Annotated in this window: 16 protein-coding genes and 2 pseudogenes; 7 read left to right on the top strand and 11 right to left on the bottom strand. The window is 59.0% G+C overall.

The features are described from left to right. The first annotated feature begins 475 nt into the window (after positions 1 to 475). Complete coding sequence (locus tag GOB82_RS13265; RefSeq protein WP_194300397.1) at positions 476 to 1,147, top strand: DUF6010 family protein; 672 nt, start codon at positions 476 to 478, stop codon at positions 1,145 to 1,147. A 147-nt stretch (positions 1,148 to 1,294) separates the two neighbouring features. Here GOB82_RS13265 and GOB82_RS13700 read toward each other — a convergent pair. Both GOB82_RS13700 and GOB82_RS06095 read right to left on the bottom strand, forming a co-directional pair. After that, positions 1,295 to 1,907 (bottom strand): annotated as a pseudogene (locus tag GOB82_RS13700) (IS481 family transposase); the annotation flags it as partial. A gap of 120 nt (positions 1,908 to 2,027) precedes the next feature. After that, the gene (locus tag GOB82_RS06095) at positions 2,028 to 2,906 is read right to left on the bottom strand and encodes a LysR family transcriptional regulator (protein WP_242007232.1); all 879 of its coding nucleotides are present in this window, start codon (positions 2,904 to 2,906) and stop codon (positions 2,028 to 2,030) included. Between the two features lie 143 nt (positions 2,907 to 3,049). Between GOB82_RS06095 and GOB82_RS06100 the strand changes: the two genes are divergently transcribed. Then, a complete protein-coding gene (locus GOB82_RS06100) occupies positions 3,050 to 3,835 on the top strand; it encodes an alpha/beta fold hydrolase (RefSeq protein WP_166121122.1) in 786 nt (261 codons plus the stop codon). A gap of 36 nt (positions 3,836 to 3,871) precedes the next feature. Continuing rightward, the gene (locus GOB82_RS13270; protein WP_194300406.1) at positions 3,872 to 4,045 is read left to right on the top strand and encodes a hypothetical protein; all 174 of its coding nucleotides are present in this window, start codon (positions 3,872 to 3,874) and stop codon (positions 4,043 to 4,045) included. A gap of 15 nt (positions 4,046 to 4,060) precedes the next feature. On the opposite strand, the pseudogene GOB82_RS06110 reads toward GOB82_RS13270, so the two are convergent. From GOB82_RS06110 to GOB82_RS06125, 4 genes and pseudogenes are all read right to left on the bottom strand, one after another. After that, a pseudogene (locus tag GOB82_RS06110) lies at positions 4,061 to 4,395 on the bottom strand (transposase); the annotation flags it as partial. Positions 4,396 to 4,472: 77 nt separating this feature from the next. After that, the gene (locus tag GOB82_RS06115; RefSeq protein WP_166121125.1) at positions 4,473 to 5,276 is read right to left on the bottom strand and encodes a GIN domain-containing protein; all 804 of its coding nucleotides are present in this window, start codon (positions 5,274 to 5,276) and stop codon (positions 4,473 to 4,475) included. Positions 5,277 to 5,320: 44 nt separating this feature from the next. Beyond that, positions 5,321 to 5,893, bottom strand: coding sequence for a DUF1700 domain-containing protein (locus GOB82_RS06120; RefSeq protein WP_166121128.1), 573 nt, complete (start codon positions 5,891 to 5,893; stop codon positions 5,321 to 5,323). 13 nt (positions 5,894 to 5,906) lie between these two features. Continuing rightward, entirely contained in the window at positions 5,907 to 6,287 is a 381-nt protein-coding gene (locus GOB82_RS06125; RefSeq protein WP_166121131.1) for a helix-turn-helix transcriptional regulator, read from the bottom strand. A 246-nt stretch (positions 6,288 to 6,533) separates the two neighbouring features. On the opposite strand from GOB82_RS06125, the gene GOB82_RS06130 reads away from it, so the two are divergent. Then, positions 6,534 to 10,565, top strand: a complete 4,032-nt coding sequence (locus GOB82_RS06130) for an amino acid adenylation domain-containing protein (protein WP_265794435.1) — start codon at positions 6,534 to 6,536, stop codon at positions 10,563 to 10,565. Here GOB82_RS06130 and GOB82_RS06135 read toward each other — a convergent pair. The 3 genes from GOB82_RS06135 to GOB82_RS06145 form a co-directional block, all read right to left on the bottom strand. Further along, entirely contained in the window at positions 10,528 to 11,784 is a 1,257-nt protein-coding gene (locus GOB82_RS06135) for a glycosyltransferase (protein ID WP_166121134.1), read from the bottom strand. The genes GOB82_RS06130 and GOB82_RS06135 overlap by 38 nt on opposite strands. 133 nt (positions 11,785 to 11,917) lie before the next feature. Continuing rightward, on the bottom strand, positions 11,918 to 12,295 hold the full coding sequence (locus GOB82_RS06140) for a nuclear transport factor 2 family protein (protein WP_166121136.1): 378 nt from the start codon (positions 12,293 to 12,295) through the stop codon (positions 11,918 to 11,920). A 110-nt stretch (positions 12,296 to 12,405) separates the two neighbouring features. After that, complete coding sequence (locus GOB82_RS06145; RefSeq protein WP_166121139.1) at positions 12,406 to 13,503, bottom strand: branched-chain amino acid aminotransferase; 1,098 nt, start codon at positions 13,501 to 13,503, stop codon at positions 12,406 to 12,408. A 213-nt stretch (positions 13,504 to 13,716) separates the two neighbouring features. Between GOB82_RS06145 and GOB82_RS06150 the strand changes: the two genes are divergently transcribed. Continuing rightward, the gene (locus tag GOB82_RS06150) at positions 13,717 to 15,180 is read left to right on the top strand and encodes a protein adenylyltransferase SelO (protein ID WP_166121142.1); all 1,464 of its coding nucleotides are present in this window, start codon (positions 13,717 to 13,719) and stop codon (positions 15,178 to 15,180) included. A gap of 26 nt (positions 15,181 to 15,206) precedes the next feature. On the opposite strand, the gene GOB82_RS06155 is transcribed toward GOB82_RS06150, so the two are convergent. Both GOB82_RS06155 and GOB82_RS06160 read right to left on the bottom strand, forming a co-directional pair. Continuing rightward, complete coding sequence (locus tag GOB82_RS06155; protein ID WP_166121145.1) at positions 15,207 to 16,037, bottom strand: ABC transporter ATP-binding protein; 831 nt, start codon at positions 16,035 to 16,037, stop codon at positions 15,207 to 15,209. After that, a complete protein-coding gene (locus tag GOB82_RS06160; protein ID WP_166121148.1) occupies positions 16,034 to 17,122 on the bottom strand; it encodes a FecCD family ABC transporter permease in 1,089 nt (362 codons plus the stop codon). Before GOB82_RS06160 ends, GOB82_RS06155 begins: the two co-directional genes overlap by 4 nt. Positions 17,123 to 17,430: 308 nt before the next feature. Between GOB82_RS06160 and GOB82_RS06165 the strand changes: the two genes are divergently transcribed. After that, positions 17,431 to 18,411 carry an RluA family pseudouridine synthase gene (locus tag GOB82_RS06165; RefSeq protein WP_265794440.1) on the top strand — a complete coding sequence of 327 codons (981 nt, stop codon included), beginning with the start codon at positions 17,431 to 17,433 and terminating at the stop codon, positions 18,409 to 18,411. A gap of 427 nt (positions 18,412 to 18,838) precedes the next feature. Then, on the top strand, positions 18,839 to 19,726 hold the full coding sequence (gene rpoH / locus GOB82_RS06170; RefSeq protein WP_166121155.1) for an RNA polymerase sigma factor RpoH: 888 nt from the start codon (positions 18,839 to 18,841) through the stop codon (positions 19,724 to 19,726). The last annotated feature ends 8 nt before the right edge of the window (positions 19,727 to 19,734 follow it).

Genomic DNA, 19,734 nt, shown 5'->3' on the forward strand with positions numbered 1-19,734 from the left:
ACAACCTTGTGGGATGCCGCCGGATCAGTCCTGGATGCTTTCACTCCTGACGAATGCGCCAACTTCTTTACAGCCGCTGGATATGAGCCGGAATAAAGTGGACGTGCTCTAACTGGCGGCGGTGTAACGGCAGGTATCGATTTTGGACTGACGCTTTTGAGTGCGCTTCAGGGTGAAAGAGTTGCAAAAGTTCAAGAGCTTGCCATGCAATATGATCCACACCCCCCATTCAATGTTGGAACTCCGGAGAAGGCTGGTCCGGATGTCACTAGAGACGCTATCGCTTGGATACAGGCCTATGGCGTTGACATGATAGGAACCGCTCATGCGGCTAAAGAAGATATGCAGAAGTACACCATTTTGGGTAGGTAAGATGAGTCCTGTGCATAATCAATATTAATGTCCTGCTTCTACGTTGAAAAACTCTTCTTTTTAAAAATGTTTGTTTTTGGAAAGTAAACGGCCAATGCCACCAATGTCTCCGACATCTGCCACTGTCCTGATGACAATTTCGCCTGTATTAGTTGCGCTAATTGCGATTGCCATTCTATCCCTTCCTTCAGAGCCATCTCGTCAAAGGTTTAGTGCAATTTTTGTGGCCGGGGCGGGGGCCGCTTACCTTGGAGCAGGCTTGGGTCTGTTTGAATTGGTCTTTTGTGGTGTAGTAACATTCCTTGCTTATCGCGGATTGAGTGATTATCGTGCGGTCGGTTTGGCTTGGGTATTGCATTCTATCTGGGATGCAACTCATGATCTATGGGGCCAGCCCATTCTACCCTTCGCCCCCACTTCATCTTACGGTTGCTTTGTTTGTGATTTTTGGCTTGCTGCCTGGTATTTCGCCGGGGCACCAAGCCCTTGGCAACGCGTGACTTGGCATCAAAATTTTTATAAGTTCACTTCTGTTCTTCAGGGTTGCACATTGATTGCGCTTGTGTGCATTGCGGTTCCGGCACAATTTCTGTTTCATTTAAAAGGCGCAATTAGAGTCGCGTTAGTTAGTCATATCATTGTCGTTAGTGTCTACGCCTATGCTATGGGTGGCAAGCTAAAGCGTGATGAGCTGGCTTTTGAGGCTTTGGTTCCCTTTGCAACTTTTTTACGTATCAGAATATGCAATGCGTCATCGCCAGATACTCTTACTTGACCATCAAACAGGGGCAGCATTGTGAAGCACAGTCTTGGGTTTCAAGAAACATGTTTCGATGGACATGAAGTCCGGATTGTATGGCGGAAGAACACGTTGTTCGAATCTGATAATTTCATTAACTTCCGCATGCCGGTCAGGATATGCGGTAATCCGGAAAGGAAAGGCCTCTTTGATAGCTTTGGAGAAATCAACTGAATTATCTGCATTTTCCGCGTCATAGACGGCCAGATGCACTGAACTGGAGCGTCGATCGATAGCGACATACAGAAAACGTTTCCGCCGGTCTCCATTCGCTGTCTGCAATTTTGGAAGATGTTTCTCGTCGATATGGACATAACCGGGATCGCAATCCCGGAACTTTCCCTGTCCACGCATAGATCTGGCCTTTGGAGCGGGAGGAAGCCTGTTCAATCCAGCATCTTTCAGAATACGCCGGATACTATCCCGTTTCAGATACGGCAGGAAATGCCGCACGACAAAAGTCAGATAATTCAGGCCAAAACCGGCAGAACGCCGCAGTTGGCAGACAACGGAGCGCTCTTTCTCCGAGGTTTTACAGGCCAGTTTCCGGGGACAGCTGCTGCGGCCCTGGCAAGCGTCTGAACCACGTCACACGCTACGCCATTTACGGACAGTTTCATCGCTGATCCCATAACGTCTGGCGAGCACGGATGTCGGTTGTCGGTTCCGACGAACGGGCTATGTCAGCCCTGACGGCGGGTGTCGTGCGTGCCTGTAGGTGAATCTGAAGTATCATTCGGTCTCCCTGCAAACGGAAGAAAACCGTGGAGTGTAACGCGATATCGCCCACGCTACATCATCCCAATGACGTTTCGCAATCTGACAGCTAGTGTCACTACGATGACACCGAGGCATTTCAGAATATAGTGCGGCCAAATTGTACAGCAAGATGGTCTATGAAGCGACGCAGCTTCAGAGAGACATGTCTCCTTGTCGGATAGACTGCATGAATCGCTAATTCTGACGTTTTGTAGTCCTCTAATACAAGCTGAAGAGCTCCGCTTGAGATAGATCCCCCGAAAACAAAACTCGGACCGTAAGCGATACCAGCACCTGTCAATGCTGCGGACAGCAGCATCTGCATATTATTGGATGCAAGCCGGACAGGTCCATCAATGATATGCATCTGCCCATCTGGGCTGGTTAAAGTCCAATCTCCGGGGGAAACACCCCCAGTGAAAGCTAGTCTTGGTGCTTTACGCAAATGCTCTATTGTTTCAGGCATACCATATTGATTAAGAAACGATGGCGCTGCGCAATAAACCATACGACATGGAGCAAGACGCTTCACCACAAGATCGGAATCCTGTAGTTTTCCAATACGGATTGCCAAATCGACGCCTTCAGCAACCAAATCAATATAACGATCACTTAGCAGAATTTCAATCGAGACCTCAGGATACATTTCAAGAAAACTTGCTATTATAGGGCCAAGATGCATAGTGCCAAATGTGTCCGGCGCGGCAATCCGCAGCAAGCCCCGCACGTTCTCCTGCGTTTCCCGCACCTCAGTATTTGCATCTTTGACTGCTTCGAGAATTTTCTTACAATGTTTATAATAGACGCTTCCGGCTTCTGTTAATTTCAACGTTCGAGTGCTTCGTTGGAGCAGCCGTGCTTGCAATTCTCCTTCAATTGCCGAGACATGCTTTCCCGCCATAGAAGGTGATAGCCCGAAACGCCGTGCGGCTCCTACAAGACTTCCTTCCTCTACGGCGGAAACGAACACGGCCATGCTGGTTAATTGATCCATTCCACCCTCAACTCGATAATTATATTATCAGACCATGATTTTTTTCGCAGTATTTTGTCTGAAAATTATCAGATGTAAAGTTTCTGCATCGGCCACAGAAGGCCGCACAAATGAAAGGTCTGTAAATGAGAGTCTTATCAAATGGAATTTCTCTTCATGTCGATGAGCAAGGCAAGGGCAAGGGAGAACTCTCCTTAGTCTTTTTACATTATTGGGGTGGATCTTCTCGTACGTGGAAATTTGTTATTTCAGATCTTACATCGACTTTCCATACGGTCGCTATTGATCATCGGGGGTGGGGGGAGTCCGAAGCTCCGGACTCTGGATATTCTCTGGCTGATATGGCTGCGGATGCCGAAGGGATAATTGCAACTCTGAATCTGCGCCGTTACGTTTTAGTGGGGCATTCCATGGGCGGAAAGGTTGCGCAATTGATGGCATCGCGTCGACCTACTGGTTTGGTAGGCCTGATTCTTGTCGCACCATCTCCGCCTAGCCCAATGGCTCTTTCAGTGGAGGCGCGCGAAATGATGGCGAAAGCTTACGATAGCCGCGCAACGATCGAGGGAACGATCGACCATGTGCTTATCGCTAAACCACTCTCGGAAGAGATACGTGAGCAGGTGATCGAGGATAGCCTGAAAGGCGCACCGGTGGCGAAAAGTGCGTGGCCGCGCGCCACTAGTCAGGAGGATATCACGGAGAAGGTCGGCAACATTCATTGTCCAGTCTTGGTCATCGCTGGTGAGCTTGATAAAGTAGATAAGATTGATGTGTTGCGATCAGAAGTAATGACACGACTGCCTCAGGCTAAAATGCATGTGCTCCCAGGAACAGGACATTTGTCGATGCTGGAATCACCTCGAGAAGTAGCGACACTCATTCAAAGCTTTTGCAAACATATATTTTGAACAAGGGGACGCCTCGAAAAACTTCTCGCGCTTAGCATGGTTGAATGCTTCACTGCCGTTGGCGGCGTTGGCGGCGTTGGCGGCGTTGGCGGCGTTGGCGGCGATGGCGGCGATGGCGCGGTAGGCAAGGTTCTGGGGCTACGGGGGGGGGGCAGGCCGCCGTATGACCCGGTTCTGATGTTCAAGGTCTTTGTGATGCAGGTTTTGTAAAACCTGTCGGACGGTCAGGCCTCCTTTCGTACGTCCGATATGGCGGGGAAAAGCCCCTTTTTGGGTAGGGAAGCCACTGTCCGCTATGCTTTCAGATGTGTTGCATCAATCATCAGGCGCTTTGAACGATCAGCCTGTTCTGTCAGGGCGACGAAGATCCGGTCAAAGACACCGAGACGGCGCCACCAGATAAAGCGATTGTATAAGGTCTTGTGCGGGTCATAGGCTTTCGGGGCATCTTTCCACTGAAGACCATTGCAGATCCCGTAAACAATCCCGCTCAGAACTCGCCGGTCATCCACTCGCAGAACGCCGTGGGTCAGCAGAAAATACGGCTTAATCCTCTCCACCTACCCCTCAGACAGCAAAAATAACTCACTCACAGGCTCACTCTCCATCGGTAAGCCTGTGACTCACAACCTGACAGCTAGAAAGAGGCTTCGTCCTCCTCGTCCTCTCCGGCCGTCTTGTCCTTGTCGGCTGTATGGCCTTTGTCCGGCTGGGGCGAGGGGCCGGGGGCGGTATGCGCTCCGGGGTGCGGGGTGCTAACGGAGCCGATGCCGTCAATGTCCTGAGTGAGAGATTGCGGCGTGTTGAGGAGCTTCACGGAACCCGCGCCATCAATGGAGATTTTGACATGGCCGGTCGGCCCGGCTTTGACAGACCCCGCACCATCCATGGACAGATCAAGATCAGAGAGGATCAGGTCTGTCAGGTTGGCCGAGCCTGCGCCTTCGAGAGCCAGCGTGAGGCTGTCCGCACGGCCATGGACCGTCACTGTGGCTGCCCCGTTAATGGTCAGGGCAAGATGCGGCTGCTGAAAATCCTGCATATCCAGAGAGCCGAAGCCGTTGAGGGTGAGCGTATTGAGGGCCGGAGCCGTGACAGTGATGGTCAGTGAACTGTTACGCCAGTGGAGGGAGTGGATGTGGCCTTCCCCCATATCCAGCGTGTTGTCATGCAGCCTGACCTGATCAACCAGTTTTTCTGAACCGCTGAGCGTGATGCCGGGGTGTTCACCCTGTTTGCAGATAATGCGGGCCGGAAGGTTGAAGGTCAGGGCGTTACTGCCCTGCCAGTCCAGCGTGCGGGTTGTGGTGGCGGAGGATGTGTCCGAGAAGACGGTATCACTGCTCCACAGGACAACCGGCCCGCGGGAGGCCGCCGCGCCAAAGCACAGGACGGAAAGGGCAGCGCCGCCGAGCGCGATCATTGTAATGCCACGGATCATGAGAAAAGTTCCTTGAGAAAGGCCGGATCAGGGAGAATGGCAAATCAGGAGGGAGTAGCGCGGACAATCAGGCGGTAATGCGCGCGGCCATAGCGCACGAGCAGGTTGATGATGCCGAGGGTAAACAGGACACACACCGCCACCACGGACGCACCACCGCTGGCCATGCCGAGGCTGATCAGCACGCCCTGAAGCCAGTCCCCCTCAAAACCGGGGATCAGATTGACCAGGGCGAGGGGCAGCAGAAGGCTTCCTGCCAGACAGATACAGCCGCCAGCTATGAAAAATGCGATGTCAACGGAGGCAACTGTCATCAGCACGGGCAGCACCACGAGCATATCGAGTGCCGCAAGGCCGAGCACGCCTACAATGGCCCCCAGCGCATTGCTCAGGCTGCGCTCATCCTCCCAGCGGCGCAGGCCGGCTTCCGCCCGCAGTTCCCGCGCCAGCCGTGCAGGGTCTCCCAGCGCGCTGGCAATCGCGCTGTCTGAACGGCCTGCTGTATGGCCGTCATCAAAATGCGCGGTGTATTCTGAAAGGATATCCTCAACAACAGAACGCGGCAGGCCTTTCAATCCTGCCCGTAGCTGGTCAAGGAACATCTGTCTGCTGTTCATATCGTTATGTTCCTTATGCTTTCTGCACGGTCAGGGTGGTGGAGCCGTGGGGGGCAGGTGTGGCGGAGGGGGTGTCACGCTGCCCGAGGATGGAGGCGACAGCTTTGGTAAAGGCGGTCCAGGCCGCGTTCTGCCTGTTCAGGCTCTGGCGGCCATTTTCCGTCAGGGTGTAATATTTGCGCGGCGGACCTGAAGAAGATTCGACAAAATATGTTGAGACAAGACCATCTTTCTGCATGCGCCGCATAAGCGGGTAGATGGTGCCTTCTCCCATATCAATGGTTTCAGACAAGCGGCTGGCAATGTCATATCCGTATGAATCCGCCTGAGAGAGCAGGGCGAGCACACACAGTTCCAGCACGCCTTTTCTAAACTGAATAAGGTTGGGTTCCACGGTGTTTCCTGTCCTGGGAAGCCCGCCCGCCGGGGTGCCGGGCGGCTGACGACTCCTTACTGGCTGTCGATAGCTACTGAATACAGAATGGAACCATTCAATGCAAGGTAGTGGTTTATAAATTTATCCCTTTCCCGCATCTCGGAAAATCATCGCGGTTTGTTAACGCAAAGCAAAGACTTCTTCCTGTAGTCTCGAAACGCAGGATTCTGCTCTTCCGGTTTTACAGTTTGAGGCGATAGAAAAGTGTCTGGAACTCCGCTGCCACTGACCACCGCCCAGCGTGGCGTCTGGATGGGATGCCTTCTTCAGACACAGGAAGGTACGTTCAATATTGCCGAAGCTGTGGAAATTCACGGTCCGGTTGAACCGGGCCTGTTTCGGCAGGCGCTGGAACAGGTGGCGCAGGAAGCGGAAACAACGCGTGTCAGTATCCGGATGGGCGTGCGTGGGCCGGAGCAGCATATCCTTCCCCAGTTACGATGCCCCTTGCCTTATCTTGATGTTTCACAAAACCCAGACCCGGACGCCAGCGCGCAGGACTGGATGATGCAGCGTGTGATGGCTCCGGTGGATCTGGCGGAAGACCCGCTCTGGTATTCCGCATTGCTGAAACTCTCGGCGGAGCGGTTTGTCTGGTTCCATTGCTGCCATCATATCGCGATGGATGGGTTTTCCGGTGGGCTGGTCGTGGCGCGGGTGGCGGAACTGTATTCCGCATTGGTGGAAGGGCGGCAGCCGGAGCCGTCACCTTTCCTTCCCCTGCGCCAGCTTATTGAGCAGGAAGCGGCGTACCGGGAGAGTGCGCGGCGGGAGGCGGACCTCCACTACTGGCGGGACTCCCTGCGCGCGCCACCACCGCCCATAACCCTGGCCTCTCCCCTGCATGTCGCGCGGGGTGTGGCAGCGCAAGTGCAAAAACTTGGCTTTATAACACGCAACTGGACCATTCCGCCTGCCATGGCCACGCAGATGGAGCAGATTGGCAAGGCAGGCGGCGTGACGCTGCCACAAATGCTGACAGCCCTTCTGACACTCTACCTGTTCCGCATGACGGGGCAGGAAGATCTGACAGTGGGGATGCCTGTCACCGGGCGGACAGACCGCGAAATGCGCCGGGTGCCGGGTATGGCGGCCAATGCCGTTGTGCTGCGCCTGGCTCCTGCGCAGACACTGCCTTTTTCTGATCTGCTGGCGCAGGTGCGGCGGAGCATGCGCGGGGCGCTCCGGCATCAGGGGTTCCGGTATGAAGACCTGCGCCGCATCCTAGGCTTTCACGATACACAGGCGCATCTCTCGCGCATCGGCATCAATATCGAGCCGTTTGATTATCATCTCTCCTTTGGTGGCCACCCGGCGCGGAACCGGAACCTGAGCAACGGCGCCATGGAAGACCTGACAATTTTTGTGTTCGACCGTCAGGATGGGCAGGGTTTGTCCCTCGCGCTGTACGCAAACCCGGCTTTGTATGATGGGGCTGATCTGGAACGGCATCTGGCGCGCCTTGTGCGCCTGATGCAGGCTGTTCTGGAAGATCCGACCCAGACACTGGGGGCGTATCCCGTGTTTTCCGAAACCGAGCGTGCTGTGCTGCTGGCGGATGAAGCCCGCACGGCACGGCGGTGGGAAACGCAGGACTGCAAGACGGATCTGGCGCGCCATGCGGCCCGAACACCTCGTGCGACAGCCATTGTGGATGCGCTGGGCACAGTTACGTACGCGGAGCTTTCCGTTGCGGTCCGTAGTCTGGCTAAACGGCTGCGTGGCATGGAGATTGGCGCCGGAGATATTGTGGCGCTGATGCTCCCGCGTGACCGGCGGCAGGTGATAGCCATGCTTGCCACGGCCTCTGTCGGCGCGGCGTGGCTTTCTCTGGATGTGGCCGGGCCGCGTGAACGCAACGCGACAATTATTGCCAATGCGAAGCCTGCCCTGTTTCTGACAGAGGCTGTTCTGCCCACGGGCCTTCCCGACGGAGCCGCCACACTGGGGCTGACGGCTGAGGGTCTGCCCGCCACACTCTACGGGCAACCGGCAGGGCAGAGGGCCGCAGGTGTTCCGGCTGGCACGGCGTATGTCATTTATACATCAGGCACTACCGGAGCCCCCAAGGGGGTTGTGGTGTCCTGGCGGAGCCTGACCAATCTGCTGTGCGCCATGAAAGATGCCCTGTCTTTCGGGAGTGGGGAATGCTGGCTGTCCGTCACATCGGTCACGTTTGATATTTCCATTCTGGAACTTCTGCTGCCGCTCAAAACCGGAGCCAGACTGGTGATCGCCCGGCGTGAGACTGTGCTGGACCCGGCCTTGCTGGCGGAAGCGCTCAGGCACCACGGCGTGACACTCATGCAGGCCACGCCCACCTTATGGCAGATGCTGGTGGGGGCCGGGCTGGGGGCCAGCCTGCGGCAGGTTCGTGTGCTGTCTGGGGGAGAGCCGTTACCGGCTGTGCTGGCCCGGCATCTGCTGGCCTGTGCGCGTGCGGTCTATAATGTGTATGGCCCGACTGAAACCACAATCTGGTCCAGCTTTCAGGGGGTGGAGGAAGAAAACTGCCGTGAGGGCGCTGTGGTGCCTGCCGGGCGCCCGCTGGCGAACACGCAGTTTTATTGCCTTGATCCCTCGGGCGCGCTGCTGGCTCCCGGCATGCCGGGGCAACTCGCCATTGGTGGGGAAGGCGTTGCATCGGGTTATCTGCACCGGCCTGAGCTGACACAGGCGGTGTTCAGGCCCGATCCGTTTACGGCGCGGCCTGAGGCAAGACTGTATCTGACGGGAGACCGCGCTGTTCGGCAGGCGGATGGCACCCTGACGGTGCTGGGGCGCATGGATGCGCAAATCAAGATCAGAGGTGTGCGCGCCGAGCCTGCGGAAATTGAGGGGGCGCTTGTCCGGCTTCCGGGGGTTGCGCAGGCTGCGGTCCGGGTCTGGGAGCGCCCGCATGGTCCTGTTCTGGCGGCGTATCTCGTGCTTGCCGCGCCACAGGATGCCGCTGGTAGCGCAGGTCTGGCTGAAAATGATCTGGTGCTGTTCCGGGAGCATTTGCAGGCCATGCTGCCCGTGCAGATGGTGCCTTCCTGCTTTGTCGTGCTGGAAAGCCTGCCTCTGACAGCCTCCGGCAAGCTGGACCGCAAGGCACTGCCGGAACCGGTGTCTGATGAATGTTCCGCAGAGCGGGCAGAACCCCGCACCGCGGAAGAGCATATACTGGTGGCCCTGTGGTCCGATATTCTTGGTATAAAAAACATAGGCCTGAACGATAATTTTTTTGATCTTGGGGGAGACAGTCTCGGGGCTGTTCATTTTGTCACAGGACTGGCCGAGAAAGGGTATGACCTTCCCGTGGCGGCCCTTTTTGGCGCGCCTACCATTGCCCGGCTGGCCCCGCTGCTGCATCAGGCACAGTCCCTTGAGAATATCCTGCTGGAAACGCTGCTGCCGCTACGCCCGGAGGGGGCAGGGCAACCCGTTTTCTGCCTGCACCCCATTCTTGGCGTGTCCCTGAGTTTCTCTTCTCTTTTGCCGTTCATACCGGAAGACAGGCCGGTTTACGGCCTGCAGAATGCCGGGCTGATGCAGGGGGCGGATGCTCCGGGCACCCTGCAAGCTCTTGCCGCTCTTTATCTGGAGCAGATCCGTGCCGTGCAGCCGGAGGGGCCCTACACAGTTGTCGGCTGGTCCATGGGCGGGCTTGTTGCCCATGCCGTGTGCGCGGCGCTGCAGAAGGAAGGGGAGCAGCGCGTCACACTGGTTATGCTGGACTCCTATCCCCTGCTGTCGGAGCCGGGGGCGGCGCAGCGGAGCCTGACGGATCAGGAACTGATCATGCAGGCAATTCCTTTATTGGGAATAGAATTTTCTGAAACCCTCCCGCAGACACTGGATGCTCTGGCGGATCAGATTGTCAGTGAGATGATGCAGGGGGATCTGGTGATCCCAGCCGAATTTGGGGATGTGGCAGCGCTTTGCGCGCAGTTGCGGTCTGTGGTGGAGCGGAACCTGCACCTCATGCGGACATGGAAACCCGATCCTGTGAACGCTGATCTTCTGTTTTTACGCGCAACCCAGCGTGGGGCCGGGTTGGTGCGGGATGATCCCGCTGTCTGGGCAGACTATGTAAAGGGGCATCTGGTTGTGCAGGATGTGCCCTGCACACATGGCGCCATGCTGCACCCGGAGCATGCCCGCCAGATTGCAGGCAGTGTGCTGGCGTTTGAAGCCCGTGCGGAAGCGGTTGAGGTTACGGCTCAAGCAGCCGCCAGTCCGCCATCTGTTTGATGGCGCGTGCCACGCCATCTTCCGCGCGCACCTGCTGGCCAAGGCGGGCTGCGGCCTGAACCATGGCCGGGTGCGTTGCCTGCCGCAAGGCTTCAGCCAGCGTGCTGGCGGACATGGTGCGGATAGCCTGCGCGGGCGTGGCAACACCAATGCGGCCCAACTGCCAGCCCCAGAAAAACTGGTCTCCCACAAAAGGAACTGGCACGGTGGGTATGCCGGCCCGCACGGCGGCGGCGGCGGTGCCCGCCCCGCAATGATGCACAGCCAGACGCACCCGCTGGAACAGCCATTCATGCGGAATACTGTCCACCACATGCAGGTCCGGCGTGTTGTCCAGAAACCGCTTCAGCCCGGACCACCCGCTGCCGACAACAGCCCTCAGGCCACTTCTCTGCACGGCCTCCTGCACCATGCTGGCAAGCCGTGCGGCTTCGCTGCTCAGCATGCTGCCAAAGCCGATATAGACCGGTTTTTCTCCCGCTTTCAAAAAAGCCTCGAGGTCCGGCGGGGGCTGCCACGCGGTAGGGGTGGGGGCAATGAAATAACCCGGCATGGCAATCCGTTCCGGCCACTCGGGCTGGCGGGGCACAACATGCTGGCTGAATCCGTACAGGATATGCGTCCCTTTTGCCCGCTGGTCATGCCACGGGCCGCGCAGACCATAAGGGGAAAGATGAAGCTTTTCCCTTACGTTATTTGCAATGGAGCGGGTGAGCAGCCATGCCGTTTGCCGCAGGGCGTGGTGCAGCATGAGGTTCATGGAGCCCGGCAGGGAGTGCGGCCGGAACCAGACAGGCGGCAGCGCCCGGCTGGCTTCCAGCGGTTGCAACTGTGTCTGTATAAAAGGCACTCCGGCGCGTTCCGCCAGACTGGCGGCCAGCAGCGTGACATTGCCTGAGCCGATCAGCAGTGTGGCATTTTTTGCCGCAGCCATGCCTTCTTCAGGCCAGTGCTGTGCCATTCGCCGCGTTTCTTCCACCACCACGCGTGCCACGGCGGCCCCGCTGCGCCCATCCAGCGCCTGAGGGTGTCTGCGCATCATGCCTGCAAAATCCGCCGTCAGAGGCGCAAATTCCAGTCCCGCCTGTGTAATGGCGGGCGCAAATCCGGGGTCTGCCGCCAGCCTGACGGAATGGCCGCGTGCTGCCAGCCCGGCACCCAGAGCAATATGGGGGCGGATATCTCCCTCGGTTCCGACTGTCATGATGACAACTGTCATGCGCGCTTCATTCTCTGGTGTTTAAAACCTGTTTCAGGGAAACTTTATTTGAAAAAGATTGAGGATCTATTGAATGTTGGAGAGAGGGGTGGAAGGGATGATAAGAGGGCGGTAAGGGGTGTGATGATGCGCGCTATAGTCCGGGGCTGTGCAGGCGGCGTTCTCCAACCTTGAACCATGCCTTGGCAATCTTGCCGTTCTGAACTTCGTAAATGCACAGGACATCTATTTCACCCGGTCCTTCAGGAAAAGTCCGCTGCACGCGTTCATGATCAACCACGATGTTGTCGAGAGCAAACCGTGAGAGAAGCTCTCCAAAAAGATCCGGTTCCATGAAGCGCTGGATATGGCGTTCACGGATTTCCGCTGCGCCGGACGCAAGCACTGTCGATGGAAAGGCGTAATACTGGCAGTCTTCTGCCCACCAGGCCATGAAGGCGTCTATATCACGCGCATTGTAGGCTTCCAGTTGTTTCTGGACGGGAGTGAGAATGTCCGCTTGCTGAGGCATGTGCGGCTCCTGAAAAATATTCCTCACCTGTTGCGGCGCGCATAAAAAATCCCGCCCGGACAACCATGCCGGGCGGGACTCAAGACAGTATCCTGAATGGTCAGGAGAAATCAGGAAACGCGCTTTACCCAGCCATGTGTATCATCGGCTTTGCCATACTGGATATCACACAGGGCCTTGCGCAGGGCGGTTGTGACTTCGCCCGTTACCCCGTTGTTGATCACGCAGGTGCCTTCAGCGCTTTTCAGCGTGCCGATCGGGGTGACGACAGCCGCCGTCCCGCAGGCGAAGATTTCTTTCAGGCGGCCGGATTTTGCATCGGCATAAAGCTGGTCAATGGCATAGGGTTCTTCACGAACCGTCAGGCCTTTGTCCCGCGCCAGTGTCAGCAGGGAATCCCGGGTAATGCCGCGCAGGATGGTGCCTTCCAGCGGGGGGGTGAGGATGCTGCCGTCATCAAACACCATCACGATGTTCATGCCGCCCATTTCCTCAATCCACTTGCGCTCCACAGCATCAAGGAACAGCACCTGATGGCAGCCATTGGCCTTGGCTTCCATCTGTGCCGTAAGGCTCCCGGCGTAGTTCCCACCGCATTTGGCTTCCCCCGTGCCACCGCGGGAGGCGCGCACGGTGCGTTCCTCAACCCACACGCTCACCGGGCCGGCGTCTTGGGAGAAATATTCCCCTGCGGCGCAGGCAATCACCAGAAACTTGAATTCAGCAGAAGGCTTTACGCCCAGAGCCGCTTCCGTGGCGATCATGAAGGGGCGCAGATACAGCGTGCCGACATCGGCGGCCGGAATCCAGTCTTTGTCAATTTTCACGAGCTGCGTCACAGCATCCAGAAACAGCTCTTCCGGCACCTGTGCCATGGCCATGCGCTCGGCAGAGAGGCGGAAGCGGCGGGCATTTGCGTCCGGGCGGAACAGCAGGGCGCTGCCATCGGGAGCGCGATAGGCCTTCATGCCTTCAAAAATTTCCTGCGCGTAGTGCAGCACAGAGGCTGCCGGGTCCAGCGTGAGCGGCTGGCGCGGGAGAATTTGCGGAGTGTGCCAGCCTTTACCTTCCGTGTAGGTCACCACGGCCATATGTTCGGAAAAGACGCGGCCAAAACCGGGGTTGGCGAGCAGGGCGGCCCGCTCGGCCGGAGAGGCCGCATCGGCTTTTGGCGTGATCTGGAAGGTGGTCTGGGTCGAGGTGCTCATGAGGTGTGGCGTCTCCGCGGCCTGCTGTGCAGTGTTTTGGGGGTGGCATCGACGGGGGTCATTTCGATGCAGGTGTTAAGTAACATGATCAGAAGTGTGTTGCCAGAGGAGGGCCTTCGTCCCCATATCAGCCATACTCAGGCGGTCTGGCTGCGCTTTTTCCGCCAGCACCGCAGTTTTCTCCCGGCTGTGATCATGAGTAAGGGCCTGTGCATGACCTCCTTTTCCCTGCGGCAAACCTACAGCCAGTTGCCGGAGCATTTTTACGCCTCTGCGGCCCTCACGCCCGTTGCTGCGCCGCGTCTGGTCAAGCTGAATGTCCCGCTGGCGAAAGCCCTGGGGCTGGACCCGGCGTGGCTTTCCGGGCCGGAGGGGGTGGCCATGCTCTCCGGCAGCTATATGCCGCCGGGTGTGCAGCCTCTGGCGCTGGCCTATGCGGGGCACCAGTTCGGGCAGTTCGTGCCGCAACTGGGGGACGGCAGGGCGTTGCTGCTGGGGGATGTGACGGACGCCAGCGGCGCCGTGCGGGAGATCCAGCTCAAAGGGTCCGGCCGGACCGCGTTTTCCCGCAGGGGGGACGGGCGTGCGGCGCTGGGGCCGGTGCTGCGGGAATATGTGCTGAGTGAGGCGATGGCGGCCCTGGGTGTGCCGACCACGCGCGCGCTGGCGGCTGTGCTGACCGGTGAGACGGTCATGCGGGAGGCCGCATTGCCCGGCGCGGTGCTGACGCGTGTGGCGTCCAGCCATATCAGGGTGGGCACCTTTCAGTTCTTTGCCGCCCGGCAGGACAGGGCGGGCCTTCGTCTGCTGGCGGATTACGCCATTGCGCGGCATTACCCGCAGGCGGCGGGGGCCGATGCCCCCTATCTCGCCCTGCTGGAAAGCGTGATTGCCGCGCAGGCGGAGCTTGTCGCGCAGTGGATGCTGAAGGGCTTCATCCATGGTGTCATGAACACGGATAACATGGCCATTTCCGGCGAGACGATAGATTACGGTCCCTGTGCCTTCATGGAGCAGTATGACCCGGCGACGGTCTTCAGCTTTATTGATGAACGGGGCCGCTATGCCTATGGCAACCAGCCCAGCATGGCGCTGTGGAATCTGACACGTCTGGCGGAAGCCCTCCTGCCCCTGCTGGCGGAAGAGGAAGAGCAGGCCATTGCGGTTGCCCAGCAGGCTCTGGCCGCCTTTGAAAGCCGCTTTCAGGCGGCTTATCTGGCCGGTTTGCGGGCGAAAGTCGGGCTAAAGGCGGCGCAGCCGGAAGATGCCGCCCTGCTGGGCAGCCTGCTGGAGACCATGCAGGCCGAGCAGGCGGATTTCACGCAGACCTTCCGTGCCCTGAGCACGGCAGAAGCTATCAGCGGAGAGACTGTGCCAGATGACCTCGCCCCGTTTGGCGCGTGGTGCGCGCGCTGGCGGCAGCGGCTGGCGCAGGAGGTGCCGGAGCCTGCCCCGGTCCGTGCCGCCGCCATGAAGCGGGTCAATCCGGCCTTCATCCCCCGTAATCATCTGGTGGAGGCCATGATCAGGGCGGCGGTGGAGCAGGAGGATTTCACACAGTTCGAAACGTTGCTTGAAGTCTGCACCCGCCCGTATGACGATCAGCCGGGAAGAGACGCCTTTGCCCGCCCGGCAGAGCCCGGCGAGCGTGTGCGCCATACATTTTGCGGGACGTGAGGGCAGCGGCAGCCTGAGAGTCCGGTTCAGGCAATGCCCTCCACACTGACAAATTTCCGGCCATCCGCGCCGGTGTCCACCCGGGCGCGAACGCGGTAGGTCTCGCGCAGCAGCTCCGGTGTCAGCACAGCAGCGGGCGGCCCGGAGGCTGTAATGCGCCCTTCGTGCAGAACGGTGACATGGTCCGTCAGGTTCAGGGCGCTGTTCAGGTCATGCAGCACCAGCACCGTAACAAGCTGATGCGCGGCTGTTTCCCGGCGCAGAATATCCATCACGGCAAACTGGTGGTGCAGGTCCAGCGCGCTGAGCGGTTCATCCAGCAGCAGGGCTTTGGGTTTGCGGCTCAGGGCCTGCGCCAGCCCAACCAGTTGCCTCTGCCCCCCGGAGAGTTCATCCATGGCCTGCATGGCCAGATGCGGAATGCCGAACAGGCTGAGGCTCTCCAGTGCCGCCTGAATGGCATCCTCTTCCGCAGGAGCGGAGGGGAGGGGAGTTCTGACAGTCTGGCGCGCCGCCATCAGGGCTTCCAGCACGGGCAGTTGCACGGCGGCAGGCAGCGCCTGTGGCAGATACAGGCAGCGCCGCGTGCGGTCTGGCAGGCTCATGCGGGACAGGTCTTCCCCATTCAGCGTGACATGGGCTGAGGAGGGCACAAGCCCGGCAATGGCGCGCAGAAGGGTGGACTTCCCGCTGCCGTTCGGCCCCAGCAGGGCACAGACCGTGCCGGGAGCGAAGGGGCCAGCGGTGACATCATGCAGCACAGCGCGCCGGCCATACCGGACCGAGACATGCGCCGCACGCAGCCCGGCGTGTGGAACGAGGGAAGGGGAGGGCTGTGTCATGAAGGGGTGTGTCATGACAGGCCCCGCTGCCGCAGCACGATGCTCAGAAAAAACGGAATACCAACCAGCGCGGTGACAATGCCGGTTGGAATAATCACGCCGGGGATCATCATGCGCGCGGTGACAGAGGACAGGGAGAGGATCAGCGCCCCGGCCAGCATGCTGCCGGGGAGATAAAACCGGTGATCTTCCCCCAGCAGCCGGCGGGCAATATGCGGGGCCACCAGCCCCACAAACCCGATCACGCCGACAAACGAGACCGCGAGGGCGGAAAGCAGGCTGATGCGCAGCAGGGCCGCCCGCCGCACACGGGGCACGTTCACACCCAGACTGGCGGCCCGTTCTTCCCCCATGCGCAGGGTTGTCAGGCTCCACGCGGCACGGAAAGAGAAGGGAGCCACCACCGCCCCAAGAGCCGCCAGCAGGGCCACCTTGGGCCATGTTGTGCGGGTCAGGCTGCCCATGGTCCAGAAGACCAGATCCTGCAACGTATCCTCACTCGCCATGAACTGCATGAGCGAGACGAGCGCCTGAAATGTAAACACCAGAGCAATGCCGAACAGCACCACGGTGCTTGTACTGGCCTGGCGCAGGTGCCCGACCAGATCGAGCAGAAAAACCGAGCCAACAGCGCAGACAAACGCATTATCCGCAATCACCCACGTGTCTGGCAGGCCGGGCAGATGCAGCCCCAGAACAAGGGCGAGCGAGGCCCCGAACGCCGCGGCGGCGGAAACCCCGAGCGTGAACGGGCTGGCCAGCGGGTTTGCCAGAATGGTCTGCATTTCCGCGCCGGAAAGCCCGAGCGCCGCCCCGACACAGACTGCCATCAGCGCATAAGGCAGGCGGATCTGCCAGACGATAATCCGCTCGCTGTCCGGCACGGCGGCGGGGTGCAGCAGCGTGTGCAGCAGTTGGGCGGGGGAAAGCCCTGCCGGGCCCAGAGAGAAATCCAGCAGCACAGACAGCAGGATTGCCCCGCCAAGCAGCGCCAGAACACCCATCCGCCGGGCCAGAAGCGCCTGATAGGCCGCTCTGATCTCTCTCAGGGATGCCGTGGCGGAGGGCTGGGCTGGGCTGGAAAGGCTGGGGCGTGTCATGAGTGGGTGTTGGTCCGGCATCTGCCCCGTCATGCCGGGGCGCATGAAACGGGGGCGCGTGAAAACTGTTTCAAAGGCTGATCTCCTGCCTAGCACCCGTTGCCTTATGATAAAACCACATGCGGCACTTGGGGCTGCGGTGTGGCCTGTTCTTGACGCCGTGGGGGATAAAAGGCTTTGTGCTCTCGCTTTTTGCCCCGCCTGAAGGAAGTGGAACAGTTTTGACGCAAACCGGCACCCCCCAGCCAGACTCCGCTTTTTCAGGCTCTGCTTCCCCAGCCTCCGGGAGCAGCGGGAGCACCGATGGTGTGTCCCTGCATTTCACGGCGGCAGAGGAGCATGGGGGAGACCGGGTGGACCGGTTTGTTTCCGCGCAGTCCGGCACTCTTTCCCGTTCGCGCGTCAAGGCGCTGATTGAAGAAGGCCATCTGACCTGCGGCGGTGTGCCGGTTCTGGAACCAGCCGATACCGTAAAGGCAGGGCAGATCTACACCCTGCGCATTCCCGCCGCCACGCCCGCCGTGCCGGAGGGGGAGCGTGTGGCGTTTGATGTATTGTATGAAGATGCGGACCTGATTGTTCTCAACAAGCCCGCAGGTCTTGTGGTCCATCCCGCACCGGGGAATGAGACCGGAACACTGGTCAATGGCCTGATTGCCCATTGCGGGGAGAGCCTGAAAGGCATTGGGGGCGAGCGGCGGCCCGGCATTGTGCACCGGCTGGACAAGGATACGTCCGGCCTGATGGTGGTGGCCAAGACGGAGCAGGCGCATCTGGCGCTCTCGGCGGATTTTGCGGCCCGGCGCATAGATCGCGCCTATCTGGCCTTCTGCTGGGGCTGCCCGCAGCCGGGCGAAGGTGAGTATGAAGGGGATATCGGGCGGGACAAGCGGGACCGCAAGCGCATGGCCATTGTCACCCATGGGGGCAAATGGGCACTCACCCGCTACCGTATCCTTCAGGCGTTTGATATGGGGGCGGCTCTCGTGCAGTGCCGTCTGGCCACGGGCCGGACGCACCAGATCCGTGTGCATTTCTCAGCCAACGGGCACCCTCTGGTGGGGGACCCGGTTTATCTGCGGCGTATTCCCGCCGCAGCCAAGGGGCTTTCCGCCTCAGCACGGGCGGCGGCTCTGGATTTCCCTCGGCAGGCGCTCCATGCCGCCCGCCTCGGGTTCACACACCCGCGCACAGGGGAGCAGATGCTGTTTGAAGCCCCGATGCCGGAAGATATGCTGGCTCTGGGAGAGGCCTTGGGCCTTGATCCTGAAAAGGCCGTGGTGCTCTGAAGGCAAGGCCACGCGTTGTGGGGCGCCGGGTATGAGCGGGGCATTTTTTTGTCACGCCGGAGGGGAACTCTTCCATTCCCCGTGCGTCAGGGGGACCGTGCCGGGCCTTTCTGTTTGAGTGCGAGTCTGCCGGGCGTTTTGGCAGGGCTATCGCACTATCCATTGAGCAGACTGCGGATTTATGAGGTTTTCTTGACAGGAAAGTGATTCCGGCGCACCGTCATCGTCCTTATCAGGCCCCTGACCAAGGTGCCTGACATGGATGTCTCTTCCCTCGTGCTGCTCATTCGGGGGGCGAAGGAAGAGGATAGAAACATCTTATCCGCTTATTAGTCGGAAACTCGCCTAGTCTGTGCAGGGCGCTTCAGATTTCCAGGGAACCTGAAGCCTTGCAGGGAGCTTTCCAGCTAAGAGGAGTGCTCAGTCAATGGTCGCATCTGTCATTAATGTTGGTCCTGAAAACAATCTTTCAAGATACCTTCAGGATATCCGTAAATACCCCATTCTCACACCGGAAGAAGAACTCCGCCTTTCCCATTTGTGGAAGGACAAGGGGGATGTAAAGGCCGCACACACACTAGTGACGTCCCACCTGCGGCTGGTTGCCAAAATCGCCATGGGCTACCGGGGCTATGGTCTGCCGGTTAATGAACTGATCAGTGAAGGCAATATCGGCATGATGCAGGCCGTGCGCCGGTTTGATCCGGACAAGGGCTTCCGTCTGGCCACCTACGCCATGTGGTGGATTCGTGCCGCCATTCAGGAATACATTCTGCATAGCTGGTCTCTGGTGAAGATGGGGACTACCGCCGCGCAGAAGAAGCTGTTCTTTAATCTCCGCCGCCTGAAAGGGCAGATGCAGGCGATTGATGATGGTGATCTTCAGCCGGAGCAGGTGAACAAGATTGCCACCACGCTCGGTGTGTCCGAGCAGGATGTGGTGAGCATGAACCGCCGCATGGCGGCACCAGACCACAGCCTGAATGCCCCCATGCGGGCTGATCAGGACAGCGAGTGGCAGGACCGGTTGGTGGATGATCACATCAATCAGGAAGAAACCTACGCTGAAAGCGAGGAACTGTCCGGCCGCAAGGCTCTGCTTGCGAACGCCATGAGCACGCTGAATGAGCGTGAGCGGCATATCTTTACGGAACGGCGTCTGACGGATGAACCGTCCACACTGGAAGATCTGGCACATCATTACGGGATTTCCCGCGAGCGTGTCCGGCAGATTGAAGTGCGGGCGTTTGAAAAAGTGCAGGCCGCAATGAAGAAAGAAATTGAAGCCCGTCGCGGAGCCGCTCAGGAGGGCTAACCCCTCTT

Origin of the sequence: Acetobacter farinalis, from assembly GCF_011516935.1 — a bacterium.
Lineage (GTDB): Bacteria > Pseudomonadota > Alphaproteobacteria > Acetobacterales > Acetobacteraceae > Acetobacter > Acetobacter farinalis.